The organism is Thalassolituus maritimus, from assembly GCF_900156675.1.
Taxonomy (GTDB): domain Bacteria; phylum Pseudomonadota; class Gammaproteobacteria; order Pseudomonadales; family Oceanobacteraceae; genus Thalassolituus; species Thalassolituus maritimus.
On sequence record NZ_FTOH01000005.1, the window covers coordinates 328,927 to 343,675 of the forward strand.

Below are 14,749 nucleotides of genomic sequence, written 5' to 3' on the forward strand. Positions count from 1 at the left end.
ACAAATATTGTCACGCTAATCGTCACATTATGGGCGGAATACGGATGATGGACGCACTTCGGGAACGCAGCCTAAGCCGCCCGAACAGAGAGCTCATCATCGAGTAACCCGCTCGATCATAGAAATTGGTTTGCACGTCCGGGAGGCAATCTGGCTGACAGTCGACCGGATAAAAGCCACTGTTTACAGTTGCGGGCACAGCCCCGGATTTTCACCGGGTTCCCCTCCTGAGACTGGCAAGACAAATTTGCCAGTCCGGACAGGGGTGGATTATCGCACAGAGGCGCCAGCGTTGCAGTAAACACGCGGATACCGGATACTTCGCGCCTTAATGATCACAGTTAACCACACCATACACAGACTACGGAAACGCTCATGATTGTCGCCAAAGATACGGTTGTTCAGCTGCATTACACCCTTAAAGATGCCGATGGCAAACAGATTGAGTCCACTGCGGGCCATGATCCGATTGCCTACCTGCAGGGCCACAACAACATGATCCCGGGCTTTGAAGAGGCTGTCGAAGGCAAGCAGGCCGGTGACAAACTCGAAATCACAGTAACACCAGAAAATGGCTACGGGCACCGCGTTGAAGGTTCGGTGCAGCGCGTACCAGTCAAGCACCTGCAGGGCTCAAAGAAATGGAGCAAAGGCATGGTCGCTTCTGTACACACAGATCAGGGCGAGCGTCAGGTGACCATCGTTAAGGTCGGTCGTTTCATGGCAGACGTTGATACTAACCATCCGTTTGCCGGGAAAACCTTACATTTTGACGTCGAGATTCTGGACGTTCGTACAGCGACTGCAGAAGAGCTTGATCACGGCCACGCCCACGGCATTGGCGGCCATCAGCACTGATTCTGACTCAGGTCACAAGCAGCGAGAATGGTCGCCGGAGTGCGGTAGTATTTTAATATTGCTTCGGCTATTCTCGAATGAGTCTTTTGAAAATACCTGTAGGAGATTAAGGATGAATATCCGTCACCTGTTCACTGCCGCTGCCGCCACTCTGCTGGTTGCGTGTTCTTCTAACGAACCGGCACCTCAAGTTGCTGAGTGTGTCTTCGCCGATGGCAGCATGCAGCCTGCTCCTGCGTGGGTCTGTGGTGCCCCTGTTGATGGCGTTGACCTGACCGCCGTCGGTTACGCCGATAAATCTGCCGCTGGCGCAAACTTCATGAAGCAAATGGCAGCAACCGCCGCGCGCGTTGAACTTGCTCAGACCATGCAGGTAGAAGTTCAGAACATGATCAAACAATACGCTGAAACCACGGGTACAGCTGACGACGAAACCGTTGATCAGGTTAACTCTGTGACAACCAAGCAGATCACCAAGCAGACACTGACTGGCAGCAAGATCTTCCGTCAGATGCCAACCCCTAGCGGCGGCATGGTGGTTCTCGTTGGTCTCGACGCCGACACCGTTAACCAGCTGGCAGAAGAGGCCCTGAAAACCTCAATGAACAACGAGAAAGCTCTGTGGCAGAAGTTTCAGGCTCAGAAGTCTTTCGACGAAATGCGCGAAGAAATGCTGAACATGAACTGAGTCAGCTCAGCGTATGATATCCAGACCGGTACCGGGGTAACTCTGTACCGGTTTTTTGTTTTGGGGGAGATCCAATGAAACATCTTATCCGTTGCACCCTGATAGCCAGCGGTGTCGTCGCCAGCGCAGCTACTCTTTCTGTCGTCGCGAACCCAGGTATGAGCGATTACGAACGCTGGCGCGCCACGACTCAGCAAGAATTTCAGAGCTATCTCGACGAAAACGACAAAGCCTTTATCGGATTTCTGAAGCAGCGTTGGGAACCCGTCGATACCGAATCAGGCGAGGAAGAAGATCAGGCCCCAAAACCCACAAACATCCCAAAAGCACCGCCGATTTATTCGCCTGTTGATGCGCCAGAAGAGAAGCCTAAAGACATAGCAACCGAACCTACGCCAGTCGTAAGTGTGCCTGTTCCGACACCGACGCGCGAACCCGACAACACAACGCCAGAGCAAACGCCGGTCAAAGTTGCCCCGCAGCCGCAAATTAAAGGCCCTGCCGCCAGTATTAACTTTTATGGTCACGCTTTACGTCTGCCCTACAACAAAGCCATGCCACGTGCATTTTCATCCAGGCCCTCCTCCGACGCTATTGCCTCAGCGTGGGAAGCGTTAGCACGGAGTGATTTCAAACCCGCCTTAGAGCAGCTCAGTGCCACTAAGACGTCTCTGTCGCTCAGCGACTGGGCAACAGCACGGCTTGTCTCCGACTACTCTGAGGCCGTAGCGAGAAATGCCGACAGCCGCATTATGTTGAGCTGGTTTATGCTCGTAAAACTCGGCTATGACGCCCGCCTTGCCTACAACGACCGCCTTTACCTGCTAATGCCTGCTGACGACGATGTGTATGGCGTCACGTATTTTACTCTCAGTGGTGAACGCTACTACGCCCTGCCACTCAATGGTGATGTACGAATTGCAGGAAAGGTCTACACCTACGGCAAGCAACACGAGACAGCGTCACGTGCGGTGGCCTTCAAAGTGCCTGAACGCTTCAACGGTGCGGGAGATATCCGCAAGCGGACGCTCAGTTATCAGGAGGGCGAAGAAACAGTGAATGTTGTCGTCAGTTACCCAGCGGAGCAGATCCGTTATCTGGATTCCATGCCCCAGCTGAACCTGCCACGCTATCCGATTCTGGATCTGCCCGCTGCGACACGGGCCGAGCTCACTAGACAACTGAAGCCATTGTTACAGGGGCACTCTGAAGAAGTCGCGGTCAATCGACTGCTCAACTTTGTTCAGAACGCCTTCGAATATCAGACCGATGAGCAGCAGTTTAATACTGAAAACTACCTGTTCCCACTCGAAACCCTGCACTATGCTGCCTCAGACTGCGAAGACAGAGCCGCATTGTTCTCGCTGCTGGTGCATGACCTGTTGGGCCTGCCCGTCGTACTGTTGGATTATCCGGGGCACGTGGCCGCAGCCGTTGAATTTACAGGTCAAGTGAAAGGCGACGCAGTCGTTTATAATGGCCGCCAATATACAGTGACTGACCCGACCTATATTAACGCGCGTGCAGGAATGACCATGCCGCAGTTCGCGGGCCAGTCACCTGACGTAGTAGAAGTATTTTAAGGAGGCCTTCATGGCTTTGCAGATCGCCATTGTTCCTGTCACTGCTTTTGAGCAGAACTGCACTGTTCTGATGTGTGACAACACCAAAGAAGCCGCCATCGTAGACCCCGGCGGTGAAATTAATAAAATCAAAGCGCAGATTGAAAAAATGGGTGCGAACCCCACCAAAATTCTGCTGACGCATGCGCACATTGATCATGCAGGAGGCACTGCGGCTTTAGCTCGTGACCTCGGCCTCCCTATTATTGGTCCTCATAAGGAAGACGACTTCTGGATTCAATCGTTGCCGCAGCAATCTATGATGTTCGGATTTCCCAACGTTGAGTCGTTCACTCCCGATCAATGGCTGAACGATGGCGATACGGTCACAGTGGGTGACGTGACACTTGAGGTTATCCATGCGCCCGGCCACACACCAGGGCATGTTGTCTTCTTCGATAAAGACAGCAAAAAAGCCCTGGTCGGCGACGTTATTTTTAATGGGTCGATTGGTCGTACTGACTTTCCAAAAGGAAATTTCGAAGAGCTGGTCTCTTCCATCCGCGAGAAGCTGTTTCCGCTGGGCGACGATATTGAATTTATTTGTGGGCACGGCCCGAATTCAACCTTCGGCCACGAACGTCAGCACAACCCTTTTGTCTCTGACCATCGCGGCTGAGTACTTATCTTTATTCAGGGCGTCGTTGCTGCAGGTTTCTTCCTGAGCTCAGATGTCTGAATGGCCGCCAGTTCCTGAACCCGCTGGCGGCTTTCTTCCAATGCGATATCCATTTGTTCGTCATACATCTCCAACCAGGTACGAGAACCCGGCATCATTTTCGCGAGATCACGCATCCCCTGTTTTAACGCACTGAGATGCGTCTGGTAGCTCTGCTCCTGATCGAGAAGAATTTCTTTAAAGCCAGACGCCTGACTGGTGTCCATAATCTTACGGTATTGCACCAATGATTTTTCAAAGGCCGCCATCTGAATGCGCAACGCTTCGTTTTCTTTTTTCACCAGTTCAAGCTCTGCGGCCTTCGCGTAGGCGATATCCTCTTTCAGTAACGAAACAATGCCCAATGTCGACAACGCTGATAACCCAACGACCGAGAGCACCACAAGTACAATCACAACCTTTCGATTGAAAGACACCGTTCGCTCCAGCAGCGAGATACGCTGCCCTTCACTGAGATCAAACTCTTTTTCGTCTTCCATTGGAGGCTCCAGAACCCAACTGCTTTACCTGACTTTTAAGCATAGCAGCCGCTGGAAGAATTGCCCGGCATGGGCTAACTGACCCCGACAGGTCATCCGGACAGAGCACTCAGACAACCCGTCTCAGGTAACGGCCAAGCGTTGATTGAAATTGTTTAAACCAGCGCGCTGCACTCTCTGACTGAGATGTACCGGGGGCGAAGTGAAAGTCACCAACAAGAGTATCAATACGAAACGACCAGGACTTCTGACCAGCCACCAGCCGTATCTGTTCGGGCTGACTTGTATCGTAGAAAAATTCTCCGTCGTCAGCCTCGAACAGAGCGCTGAACATCAGCTTCCCTGTTCTATGAATGTCGCGGGAGTGGCGGACGACGAACTCATCGCCCTCAAGCTCGCCGATGTCCGTAATAAACTCTTCCGCTGATCTGTTTAAAACAGCGCCCATGCAGTCACCAGCAAGGATAAGCGCTCCCTGTAATTCGCGGCTGGCACCGGTCGTAAGGTCTTCTTCACCGATCAACTCCAGACCAACGAATAACCCCGGCACACTGTTTAACAAGCGCCAGTCTTCAACATAGGCGCCGCTTGGCGCGAACTCCATCATGCAATTGCCCACACGCCTTAGCTCTGCGGGCTCGGGCCAACGGTTTTCACTCAGCGAAGACACGCCTCCCTGCCAGTCGAGCAGGTTATGTTGCCAGACACTGTGCGCGTACCAGCCTTCGTAATCCGCCTTATTATCAGGCTCCGCCTGCTGTTCGTATTCGAGCGGCAAACGCAGATCTATCGTCAGCGCGCCAGACTGAAGCCAGAACACCCGTGTGTCTGTATCAGTTAACCCATTAGCAAAGCTGATGCACCGCCGCCTGAAAGCACCGCACATCCACTCAGGAACCGAATCCTTTGGCCAGACGGCGCCCTGCGCGCAAGCGATATCCACCAGGCTTTCTATCCATCGTTTACGCTTCATAGAGCCCGCTCCTCCCGGCCAAAACCAACGTCTGGCTGAGTCTCCGGGCGTTCAATGTCACCCGAACGCAGTCGCTTCTGAAGGTAGTCAAATGTATCTATGGTCTGAGCGTACAAGTGATCACCGCACCTGACCGGCTGATACTGTTTATCAGCCCCTTCACAAGGAGCCATCACGGGCTCAATGACCGTATCGTAATCGCAGGTACAGAAGAGCGGGAATGCATAACGCTCCTCTTTCACTTTACGCACCCTGTGGGTCGTTGCTCTGAAATGGCCGTTACTCAGTATTTCCATCATGTCGCCAATATTAACGACAAAACTCCCGGGTATGACCGGAGCATCAATCCAGCGACCTTCACCATTCAACACTTCAAGGCCATCGGCGGTGGGTAGCAGTAAGGTGAAGCACTCGTAATCCGTATGCGCGCCAATACCCTGCGCATCTTGCAGGCCCGGGTCGTAAGGGTAATGAATCAAGCGCAGTTGATTCGGTGGGCGAATCAGCTTGCCATCGAAAAAGGTCTCCTCCAGCCCTAGTGCAAGAGCAAAGCCCCTGAACAGAACCTTTGCGAGCTCTGTTCCGTGGCCGTAGTAACAACTCACTTTCGCTTTGAAATCGGCATCGTCGGGCCAGAGCGTTGGGCCAAGCATCGGCCTCCGATACCTGAGATCACCCAGGTCGTAGTTAACGTCATACGCTTCTTTATGATCCCGGGGTTTATTCACATCTGCATTTGAACCCGGGCTATAGAAGACTTCTTCGCCCTCTGGAACGTAACCACTGTGGTTCTGTGACAAACCGATGTAGTTCTGCATTTTCTGTTCGTATGGCTGAGCAAAATACCGCTCAGCAGACGCGACCAGATCATCGGTCGCTGCCTCGGGAACGCGATGTCCGCAGACATAGAAAAAACCAACGTCTCTTGCGGCATCACGGATATTGTCTGCTACCGCCTGACGCTCAGCAGGCACAGCGGAATACAAACCTGAAATATCAATCACAGGAATGGATGAGAATCGACGGAGGGGTGTTTGCTTGTGAAGATTGGTGCGGCTTTGCATATCAGTCTCCCATAGGTTTCAGGGTGACTGGCCGTCCAGTGGTGTTCAGCAGAATGCTGGCCGGGCCGTCCCGACTGTGTTTCAGAGTATCAAATCAGAAGACTCAGATACCAGAGCGCAAAGTGGTCAGTAAGCGCTTACAAAAGGTGGCTAAGAAAAGATGACGAACGAAAAGATAGATATAGAAGAAATAGCAGGCACAAAAAAGCCCGCAGAAGCGGGCTTTTTCAGAACGCGTCGATTACTTCTTACCGCCGAAGCCACCGAAACGCTTCTGGAACTTGTCGATACGACCGCCAGTATCCAGAACTTTCTGCTTACCAGTGTAGAACGGGTGGCATGCAGAACATACGTCCAGGTACATAGTGCCTGGCTTGGTCGAGCGAGTCTTAACTACGTTACCGCAAGAGCAGGTTGCTTCCAGGGTAGCGTACTCAGGATGAATACCGTCTTTCATAAATCACCTCACAGTCTTCGCGCCGCCACATCCCGGGGACCACTTTCTTCGCCTGATCTCTCAGGCTGGGCCCAATATCGGTATGCACCGCGCTACTGGCTTGTTATAGATACAATATGCCCTTGCAAGGGCAATAAGGACGCGCATAATACCAGAGCATTCCGTATCAGCAAGCTTTTTCATGTCCTTTTATGTTGTCGACGTCGCTCTGCCCGTCCCCCTGTTACGCACCTTCGACTACCTGCCGGTAGAGGGTGACGCCCGAGAAAACTACCAACCCGGTCAGCGGGTTCGTGCAGACTTTGGCAGACAGCTGCTCACTGGCATTGTCTTGGGCACTCGTGACAGCAGTGAAGTTCCCACGAATAAGCTCAAACCTTTGTTAGCACGGCTGGATGACGCACCGTTACTGGCTCCGCGTGACCTCAGTCTTGCCCGCTGGATGTCAGATTACTATCACCACAGCCTGGGTGACGTGCTCGAACACTGGATACCAACCATGCTGCGGCGCGGAGCCGGACTGAACGAAGCCGATGAGAGCGGTTGGCAACGTATCGCCTCACCCAATACAGAGCCAGCACTCAAAGGCAGCAAGCAGCTGGCATTGTGGCAGCAGTTTCAGCGACAGGAATACATTGCTCATCGATTTCTGACAGCTCAGGGCTTTTCGCTGGCCCAGTGCCGTAAGCTGGCCGAACTCGGATTAATCGAGGAACAGACGCGACTGCCAGTCCCTGCACTACCTGAATCCGTCCGACCGGCATTGCAGTTAAATGACGAGCAAGCGTCGGCGGTGAAAAAAGTCTCTGACGTACTGGGGCAATTTAAGGCCTGTCTGCTTGAAGGCGTGACGGGGTCGGGCAAAACTGAAGTCTACCTCCAGCTTATCGACAAAGTGATTCAACAGGGAAAACAGGCACTGCTGCTGGTGCCCGAAATCGGCCTGACACCGCAAACTGTGCGCCGCTTTCAGGAACGTTTTAATGTGCCCGTCGCACTGCTTCACTCGGGTCTGAATGATCGTGAACGACTGCAAGGCTGGCGACAAGCCCGTGAAGGCCAGGCTCGGATTCTGATCGGTACCCGTTCAGCGGTGTTTACCCCCCTGCCGGACCTTGGCCTGATTATTCTCGACGAAGAGCACGACGGCTCCTTTAAACAGCAGGATGGCCTGCGCTATTCGGCAAGGGATTTTGCACTCGTGCGTGCTCATCAGGCTCAGGTACCTGTCTTGCTTGGCTCTGCAACGCCGTCGCTGGAGAGTCTTCATAACGCATTAACAGGCAAATACCTGCATTTAAAACTGACCCGCCGTGCCGGAAATGCCAGACCACCGGGCATGAAACTGCACAGTATTCTGCATCAACCTCTGGTGCACGGCTTTGCCGAACCCGTGCTCACCGCCATGCAACAGCACCTGAATCGCGGCAAGCAGGTCTTGGTATTCTTAAACCGTCGTGGCTTTGCCCCCTTATTAGCCTGTAAACAATGCGGCTGGAATGCGGAGTGTCGACGCTGCGATGCGCGCATGACACTGCACCAATATCCTCCGCACCTGCATTGCCATCACTGCGACTATCAGCAACCTGTGCCGAAAGTGTGCCCGGAATGTCACTCGCCGGATATTGAACCCATCGGTCAGGGCACCGAACGCATTGAAGACCATCTGTCCGCGTTATTTCCTCAAACACCCGTAAAGCGCGTTGACCGTGATACCGTGCGTACGAAGCAGGCGTTCGATGATTTATTTGAAGAAATTCATACCGGTGATCCGTGCATTCTGGTCGGCACGCAAATGCTGGCCAAAGGCCATCACTTTCCCGATGTCACACTGGTCGTAATTCTCGACAGCGATGCAGGATTATTCAGTGCGGATTTCCGGGGAATGGAACACTCGGCACAATTAATAAAACAGGTCGCCGGGCGTGCTGGCCGGGCAGAGTCTCCCGGCGATGTCTGGATTCAGACCCTGTATGCCGACCACCCACAACTCAACCTGTTAATCGATGACGGTTATCATGCGCTAGCACTTTCTATATTGCGCGAGCGCTTAGATCAGCAACTGCCGCCCTACTCCCACATGGCCATGCTACGCAGCGAATGCGAAGACAGAGCGATGGCTCAACGCTTTCTCGAACAGGCCCGGTACATACTGCAACACTGGTTAAAACAATACGGCCAGAAAGATGCCCCCGTCACTCTGCTCGGTCCGGTGCCTGCAATTATGGAGCGCCGGAACGGTCGCTACCGTTTTCAGTTGCAGGTTTTCTGCAGCGAGCGTAAGGCCCTTCACCAGACGCTGGATGCGGCACTGAAACAACTTCAGGAATTAAAAGGCTTCAACAAAGTGCGCTGGCACATCGATGTTGATCCGCTGGATACACTCTGATTGAAGCCTCTAAATAAAACCAGATTCAATTAAGGTACAGCTTCAAACCGCGCGTTTGCTTTTCCTCGGAATTTCAGCAGCGCGCCACCGTCATCGAATTCACCCAGTCGTATCAAGCCTCGGGAGTAACTGAAGTCTTTATAAAAAAGCGCGAGATTTCCCCAGGGGGCATAATAGGTAATATCTCCGGCAGAAGGGTCGTAACCCTCAGGTGCGCCAGTGGTAGCAAGTTTGCGTTCGGGATACGCTATTTTTTCGGTGCTAGCGTAGTCTTCCAACATGAGTGTCATAGGTAACATATTATAAAAGTCACGCGATGCCGCAATATCGTCAAGCGTCGCGATGGCACTGTTATCCCCAATAACCAGACGAATCTTCATCGATAAATTATTCCCTGTTTCCTCAGCACTCAGATCTGAAATAAAGAACAGAAAAAGCAGCGCCTGAATCAGTTTTACACTGCCAGACACTGCCTTTACTCCCCGAGAAGCAAAGCGACCTCCTAAGGTAAGCCACTTGTACCGATGAGGTTGCCGTTTAGAACTGCGTTCAGAATGTCGCTGCATCAATGACATAGCGATAGCGCGCTTTTTTCGCGACAACATCTTCCCACGCCTGATTAATCTGCTCGGCACTGATTACCTGTATTTCAGGGAGCACCTTGTTGTCAGCACAATAGTTAACAACTTCCTGCGTCTCTTTCATATCGCCAATCAAAGAGGCGTTGAAGTTAACGCGACTGGCGGCGAGTCCAAGAGCGTTGGCAGACACAGAGAAGCCTTCTGGCATACCGACCTGAGTGTAGGTACCGAACGGTTTCACCGCAGCTGCATACGCCGCAACGTCGTAATCCACAGGGAAGGTATTAATCATGTAATCAAGTTGGCCGCGATAGTCGCCTAAGGCCTTAAGTTCGTCATCCACAACGACCACATTTTTAACGCCAAAGCCTTTGATGCCATCGACTTTATCAGCCGTTGTGGTGAAGGCTGTGACCTCTGCGCCTTTTGATACCGCCAGCTTGACCGCCAGATGGCCAAGACCACCAATACCAGCAACACCGACTTTATCGCCTTTTTTCAGATCAAATTTGAGTAAAGGCGAATAGGTCGTAACGCCAGCACAAAGCAGAGGCGCTGCCTCTTCAAAACTGATGTTCTCAGGAATATGCACAGCGAAGTGATCGTTCACCACGATGTTACTGGAATAGCCGCCCTGAGAGATACCCGTTGGCGAACTCTCCTGCGGATACCCATAAGTAAACACGGTGTCGGGGCAGTACTGCTCTCCATGTTCCTCACAGCAGGTGCCGTTTTTACAGCCATCGACCATACAACCAACACCAGCGCGGTCACCGACTTTAAATTTAGTCACGTTTTTACCTACTGCCGCCACGATGCCGACAATTTCGTGCCCGGGCACCTGAGGGTATTGCTGAGACCCCCAGTGGCCTTTCAATTGGTGAATATCTGAGTGACAGATACTGGCAAATTTCACGTCGATAAGCACATCGTTGTCACCGACAGGTCTGCGCTCAAACTTCCAGGGCTTGAGTACGCCGGAGGTATCGAACGCAGCATAACCCCGCGACGGAACATTCTGAGTGTGCACTTCCGGCCCATATTTTGAACCTGCAGCAAACATCGATGAGGCCCCACCGGCCATCATCAGACCAGAGCCTACTAGTGCAGAGTTCTGAATAAATTCGCGGCTCGAATTATCATGATCAGTGCTACGTTTGGTGCTTTTTGAATCCTGATTATTCATCAATCTCTCCTGTCACAATTAAGGTTGTCGGATTACTGCTTGCCTAAAACGGAATCCACAGCGCCAGTGACACGGGCGGCATACTTACGCCCTTTGTACACGGCCAATGTTTCTGCCACGCCTTGTAGCTGGGCTTGTGAAACACCTGTATTCGTTGCGATACCGATGTGGGCATTTAACTGCGAGTCTGTTCCCTCAAGGCTCGCCAGTATCGCAACGGTCAGGAGTTCACGCTGTTTGTAGTCGAGCACACCACGGGCAAAGATATCGCCAAACAGGTGGCTCTGGAGGTAGTCATTGATACCTGGTGCGAATTCAAACAGTGGGCCTGAGACTTTCTGGCCGACAAGCTCAGTCTGAACCTGTTCACCGACTTCGCGACTACTTTTATCCGCGGCGATGGTCGATGGCTCTGCACCCATGGTGTCTTTTTTGCCCGCCTCACGACGCGACTCAACCACGCCCATCAGGTTGCCCAGGGCATTCAGTGAACGAGGGAAGCCTGTGTAGGAGTAAAGATGAATTAAGCTTTCGCGCAGCTCGCTGATCGTAACGCCTGAATCCAGCGCATCGTTCAGGGCGATTTTAAGACCCTCCTGCTGATCGGCTGCGGCGTATGTAGCAACACGAACCAGATTATGCTCCTGCACTGAGAGGCCTTCGATATCAGTGGCTTGCGCGATCTGTTTCAATGCTGCCTGATATTCGTCGTCGGAAAGCGTCTTCTTCCAGCTAACGTTTTCACCGTCTTTGCTGTTGGTGATCACCAGATGGGTCATAGAACTGTGCGGTGTGGCACCGTGCCAGTGATCAATATCGGAAGGACACCAGACAGTCTCGCCCTCAGAGAACTCGTAGACCTTGCCATCACGTGTGCCGGTGAGCGCTTTCCCCTCAGTCACCACCATATGCTGCCCTGCGGGATGCGAATGCCAGGCAGTATGAGCACCGGCAGAGAAGGTAACGTACGCGCCGGAGTAATCGGTCTCGTCGGTCCCCGGAAACAACACCTGAACACTGACATCACCCGTGAACTTATCTTCAGGGCCGGTGAATGATGGCTGAGATCCCAGTGGGTAGTGAATCTGCCCTTCAGTTCCTTTTGAACCTTGTTCCTTCGAGATAGCGCCCTCACTGACCAGTGTAGTGAGGGCAATTAAAGCGGCTTTGCCAAACGATGATCCGGTACTCATAAAACTCTCCCATGCGTTGATGTACGCTTTGTGAGTCTTATTAAACGGGAGAGTGCCTCAGGGTTTTATCCAGATTCTGTTGGTTCTTTGCCTGATTCTCCACTCATGCAAAGAGATGGACAGAGATCAATTGATTCGAGGCATCCAAAGAAATCAACCTTGCCAATAACTTGCTGATCCTTGCCTATTACTACAATCAACAACAGAGAGCCTCAACTCTGCCCTCAAGCCAGTGCTAATATAAAGAGACTGAATTGAAAGCAGCCGACAGGGCGAGCGAATGTCCACAAGCCCCCCAATAAGTAGTTCACATAGTACCTCAGACAACGAGCTGAGCGGCCTCATTGCCAGCCTTATCGGACAGAAAGCCCGCATAGATACCGATGTACCAGGACTGAGTCTTCACCGCTGGACCGAACCCACCGACCCTACCAGTTATATGCTTGCCCCCAGCATTTGCCTGATCGGCCAGGGACGTAAACGCTTATTCCTTGGAGAAGAGACCTTCATCTACGACGCCGAGCACTTCCTGATTACCTCAGTTGAGCTGCCTGTCGTCACGCAAATTATTGAAGCCTCACCCGAGAAGCCCTATCTGGGATTGACCATGGAGCTCGACCTTCGCCTGATTTCACAACTTATGATAGATAACCAGGTAGCGCCAAATAAGAAACAGACAGACCGCTGCGGAATCGGAGTCAGCCGGCTGCCCGGAAATTTGAATAACGCCTTCTGCAGACTTCTTAGTCTTGCAAGTCAGCCAGAGGATATCGCAGCTCTCGCTCCCCTGATTCAGCAGGAAATTTTTTATCGATTACTGAAAAGCGACCAGGGCCCTCGCCTACGCGACATTACCTCGAACGCCAACCATGGCTACCAGATTGCCCGCACCATCGAATGGTTGAAAGAAAACTTCAGTAAGCCAGTAAAAGTCGAAGACCTGGCGAATAACTCGGGAATGAGCGTCTCTGCATTTCATAACCACTTTCGCAGTATGACTGCGATGAGCCCACTGCAATTTCAGAAGAAAATGCGGCTCAATGAAGCGCGTCGACTGATGCTGGCCGAACACCTCGATGCCTCAAAAGCGGCCTTTGAAGTTGGCTATGAAAGCCCCTCACAATTCAGCCGAGAATACAGCCGTCTGTTTGGGGCACCGCCGATGAAAGATATTCGCCAGCTTTCGCAGAGGGTGTAGCAGTGTGCTAATTAAAACCCTTCAATACCAAGGCGGAGCAACGTACTTAACAGCAGAGTGCCCTTGCTGACGAAGACCATTCACCGTAGAGCGAGTGACGGCAGCCTGCGTAGGATTCTGCAAACCTTCACCAAACGAAATAACTTCAATATTGTCCGCATTATCAGGGCCGAGTGATAAAACAACGTGGTTGGTATCACCACCAATGCCCGTATTACTGCGATAGAACACCAGATCACCACGGCGAGGACGCCAGTAGGTACCTGAAAACGGGAAATCAGGCCAGTCGTTCCAAACCTTTGTCCAGGTGGTTTCAAAGCTCTCAGCGTTAAAGCCAGAGTCCATCAGCGCACCAATAATCTTACGTGCGTCGTCTGCGGACAGGTAACCACGACGTGCTGCCAGTAACATTGGATACTCAAAACAACAGATCGCGTGATCTTCAGACTGCCCAACTAAATTGAGTGCCAGCCCACCGGTTGCCCAATCATACATAGCACCTGCGTTCATAAAAGAAGCCCAGTAATACTGAGTTCCGACGTCGTTTGCGGCATCGAGTGCGATCTGGTTGGCTCTGGCTGACATAGGATTATCCCTTAAGGTAATAAATGCATCCGTACTGAGATTCAGCAGGTGGCCAAAATACTACCCGGAAACAGGGATGAGGGAGTGGTAAAAACGCGCCAAAATACAGGTGTCTATTTTGAATGTGCTTGTTATGTTTGTAGCCACTTGAACATTACCAATGCATCAACGTAGCCTTTTATAGAATGGTTAAAGGCTTTAGGTAAGCGACCGACAGTTTCAAAGCCCAGCTTACCCCATAAACGTACTGCCCCCTCATTGCTTGATGCTACGAAATTGAATTGCATTGCTTTATACCCAAGCTCTAATGCAATTTGTTGAGAATGCTCACACATTGAAGTTGCTAAGCCTCTACCTCTTGCCGAAGATGAAACCATATAACCGCAATTGCAGACATGATTGCCGGGGCCAGCTTGATTGGTTTTTAAATAATATGTACCAAAAACTGCCCCATCTTCTTCAAATACAAATGTCTTACGAGGAGCATCTAACCATATCTTTTCTGCCTGTTCTTTTGTTGTATTAGTTTCATAGGCATAGGTTTCACCAGCTTTAACTATCTCATGAAAAATAGGCCAGATTAATTCCCAATCTTCTTTTGTAGCTTCTCTGATATTCATGTTTCTATCTCTTTAAGAACATAACGCTCGGCCTTTGGGCGCGTCCCGCCACGCTTTTTGTGGCCGTAACGAATTTCAGCGGCTTGTATGGTTCAATTTCATTGTTAACCGCTATTCCCTCGACAGTTTTATATATAAGGTGAAGCCCGTAGCTAGCGGCAACTAGTTACCGGAGAA

At 51.7% G+C, this 14,749-nt stretch carries 15 protein-coding genes and 1 riboswitch; of the genes, 6 read left to right on the forward strand and 9 right to left on the reverse strand.

The features are described 5' to 3' along the window. Positions 1–123 precede the first annotated feature (123 nt). A riboswitch (cobalamin riboswitch) is annotated at positions 124–275 on the reverse strand. Between the two features lie 100 nt (positions 276–375). The 4 genes from BW941_RS10090 (at position 376) to BW941_RS10105 (ending at position 3,787) form a co-directional block, all read left to right on the forward strand. Next, on the forward strand, positions 376–858 hold the full coding sequence (locus BW941_RS10090) for an FKBP-type peptidyl-prolyl cis-trans isomerase (RefSeq protein ID WP_076515721.1): 483 nt from the start codon (positions 376–378) through the stop codon (positions 856–858). Positions 859–970: 112 nt separating this feature from the next. Further along, entirely contained in the window at positions 971–1,546 is a 576-nt protein-coding gene (locus BW941_RS10095) for an LPP20 family lipoprotein (protein WP_076515723.1), read from the forward strand. 74 nt (positions 1,547–1,620) lie between these two features. Then, a complete protein-coding gene (locus BW941_RS10100) occupies positions 1,621–3,129 on the forward strand; it encodes a transglutaminase-like domain-containing protein (RefSeq protein ID WP_076515725.1) in 1,509 nt (502 codons plus the stop codon). A 16-nt stretch (positions 3,130–3,145) separates the two neighbouring features. Further along, a complete protein-coding gene (locus BW941_RS10105; protein ID WP_175607890.1) occupies positions 3,146–3,787 on the forward strand; it encodes an MBL fold metallo-hydrolase in 642 nt (213 codons plus the stop codon). Between the two features lie 14 nt (positions 3,788–3,801). On the opposite strand, the gene BW941_RS10110 is transcribed toward BW941_RS10105, so the two are convergent. The 4 genes from BW941_RS10110 to rpmE all read right to left on the reverse strand — a co-directional run bounded on the left by BW941_RS10110 (position 3,802) and on the right by rpmE (position 6,820). Next, positions 3,802–4,326, reverse strand: a complete 525-nt coding sequence (locus BW941_RS10110; protein WP_076515729.1) for a hypothetical protein — start codon at positions 4,324–4,326, stop codon at positions 3,802–3,804. Between the two features lie 109 nt (positions 4,327–4,435). Continuing rightward, the gene (locus BW941_RS10115) at positions 4,436–5,299 is read right to left on the reverse strand and encodes a hypothetical protein (RefSeq protein WP_217693588.1); all 864 of its coding nucleotides are present in this window, start codon (positions 5,297–5,299) and stop codon (positions 4,436–4,438) included. Continuing rightward, positions 5,296–6,363 (reverse strand): isopenicillin N synthase family dioxygenase, encoded by a 1,068-nt coding sequence (locus BW941_RS10120; protein WP_076515732.1) that lies wholly within the window; start codon positions 6,361–6,363, stop codon positions 5,296–5,298. Before BW941_RS10120 ends, BW941_RS10115 begins: the two co-directional genes overlap by 4 nt. 241 nt (positions 6,364–6,604) lie before the next feature. Next, positions 6,605–6,820: a 50S ribosomal protein L31 gene (gene rpmE, locus BW941_RS10125; protein ID WP_068435180.1), complete on the reverse strand. Its 216-nt coding sequence runs from the start codon at positions 6,818–6,820 to the stop codon at positions 6,605–6,607. 181 nt (positions 6,821–7,001) lie between these two features. Here rpmE and BW941_RS10130 point away from each other — a divergent pair, with 181 nt between their 5' ends. Further along, complete coding sequence (locus BW941_RS10130; RefSeq protein WP_076515733.1) at positions 7,002–9,209, forward strand: primosomal protein N'; 2,208 nt, start codon at positions 7,002–7,004, stop codon at positions 9,207–9,209. 29 nt (positions 9,210–9,238) lie between these two features. Here BW941_RS10130 and BW941_RS10135 read toward each other — a convergent pair whose 3' ends face one another. The 3 genes from BW941_RS10135 to BW941_RS10145 form a co-directional block, all read right to left on the reverse strand. After that, positions 9,239–9,679 carry a cyclophilin-like fold protein gene (locus BW941_RS10135; protein ID WP_217693589.1) on the reverse strand — a complete coding sequence of 147 codons (441 nt, stop codon included), beginning with the start codon at positions 9,677–9,679 and terminating at the stop codon, positions 9,239–9,241. Positions 9,680–9,758: 79 nt separating this feature from the next. Then, positions 9,759–10,976: an NAD(P)-dependent alcohol dehydrogenase gene (locus tag BW941_RS10140; RefSeq protein WP_076515735.1), complete on the reverse strand. Its 1,218-nt coding sequence runs from the start codon at positions 10,974–10,976 to the stop codon at positions 9,759–9,761. A gap of 32 nt (positions 10,977–11,008) precedes the next feature. After that, positions 11,009–12,169 (reverse strand): (R)-mandelonitrile lyase, encoded by a 1,161-nt coding sequence (locus BW941_RS10145; protein WP_076515738.1) that lies wholly within the window; start codon positions 12,167–12,169, stop codon positions 11,009–11,011. Positions 12,170–12,449: 280 nt separating this feature from the next. Between BW941_RS10145 and BW941_RS10150 the strand changes: the two genes are divergently transcribed. Further along, a complete protein-coding gene (locus BW941_RS10150) occupies positions 12,450–13,367 on the forward strand; it encodes an AraC family transcriptional regulator (protein ID WP_076515740.1) in 918 nt (305 codons plus the stop codon). Between the two features lie 21 nt (positions 13,368–13,388). Here BW941_RS10150 and BW941_RS10155 read toward each other — a convergent pair whose 3' ends face one another. Both BW941_RS10155 and BW941_RS10160 read right to left on the reverse strand, forming a co-directional pair. Then, positions 13,389–13,952 carry a hypothetical protein gene (locus BW941_RS10155; protein ID WP_076515742.1) on the reverse strand — a complete coding sequence of 188 codons (564 nt, stop codon included), beginning with the start codon at positions 13,950–13,952 and terminating at the stop codon, positions 13,389–13,391. Positions 13,953–14,083: 131 nt separating this feature from the next. Continuing rightward, complete coding sequence (locus tag BW941_RS10160) at positions 14,084–14,572, reverse strand: GNAT family N-acetyltransferase (RefSeq protein WP_076515744.1); 489 nt, start codon at positions 14,570–14,572, stop codon at positions 14,084–14,086. Positions 14,573–14,749 lie beyond the last annotated feature (177 nt).

Bases quoted from the DNA above. Each gene is read 5' to 3' on its own strand.
- BW941_RS10090 (WP_076515721.1), top strand. From the start codon at position 376: ATGATTGTCGCCAAAGATACGGTTGTTCAGCTGCATTACACCCTTAAA.
- BW941_RS10095 (WP_076515723.1), top strand. From the start codon at position 971: ATGAATATCCGTCACCTGTTCACTGCCGCTGCCGCCACTCTGCTGGTT.
- BW941_RS10100 (WP_076515725.1), top strand. From the start codon at position 1,621: ATGAAACATCTTATCCGTTGCACCCTGATAGCCAGCGGTGTCGTCGCC.
- BW941_RS10110 (WP_076515729.1), bottom strand. From the start codon at position 4,326: ATGGAAGACGAAAAAGAGTTTGATCTCAGTGAAGGGCAGCGTATCTCG.
- BW941_RS10115 (WP_217693588.1), bottom strand. From the start codon at position 5,299: ATGAAGCGTAAACGATGGATAGAAAGCCTGGTGGATATCGCTTGCGCG.
- BW941_RS10120 (WP_076515732.1), bottom strand. From the start codon at position 6,363: ATGCAAAGCCGCACCAATCTTCACAAGCAAACACCCCTCCGTCGATTC.
- rpmE (WP_068435180.1), bottom strand. From the start codon at position 6,820: ATGAAAGACGGTATTCATCCTGAGTACGCTACCCTGGAAGCAACCTGC.
- BW941_RS10130 (WP_076515733.1), top strand. From the start codon at position 7,002: ATGTCCTTTTATGTTGTCGACGTCGCTCTGCCCGTCCCCCTGTTACGC.
- BW941_RS10140 (WP_076515735.1), bottom strand. From the start codon at position 10,976: ATGAATAATCAGGATTCAAAAAGCACCAAACGTAGCACTGATCATGAT.
- BW941_RS10145 (WP_076515738.1), bottom strand. From the start codon at position 12,169: ATGAGTACCGGATCATCGTTTGGCAAAGCCGCTTTAATTGCCCTCACT.
- BW941_RS10150 (WP_076515740.1), top strand. From the start codon at position 12,450: ATGTCCACAAGCCCCCCAATAAGTAGTTCACATAGTACCTCAGACAAC.
- BW941_RS10155 (WP_076515742.1), bottom strand. From the start codon at position 13,952: ATGTCAGCCAGAGCCAACCAGATCGCACTCGATGCCGCAAACGACGTC.
- BW941_RS10160 (WP_076515744.1), bottom strand. From the start codon at position 14,572: ATGAATATCAGAGAAGCTACAAAAGAAGATTGGGAATTAATCTGGCCT.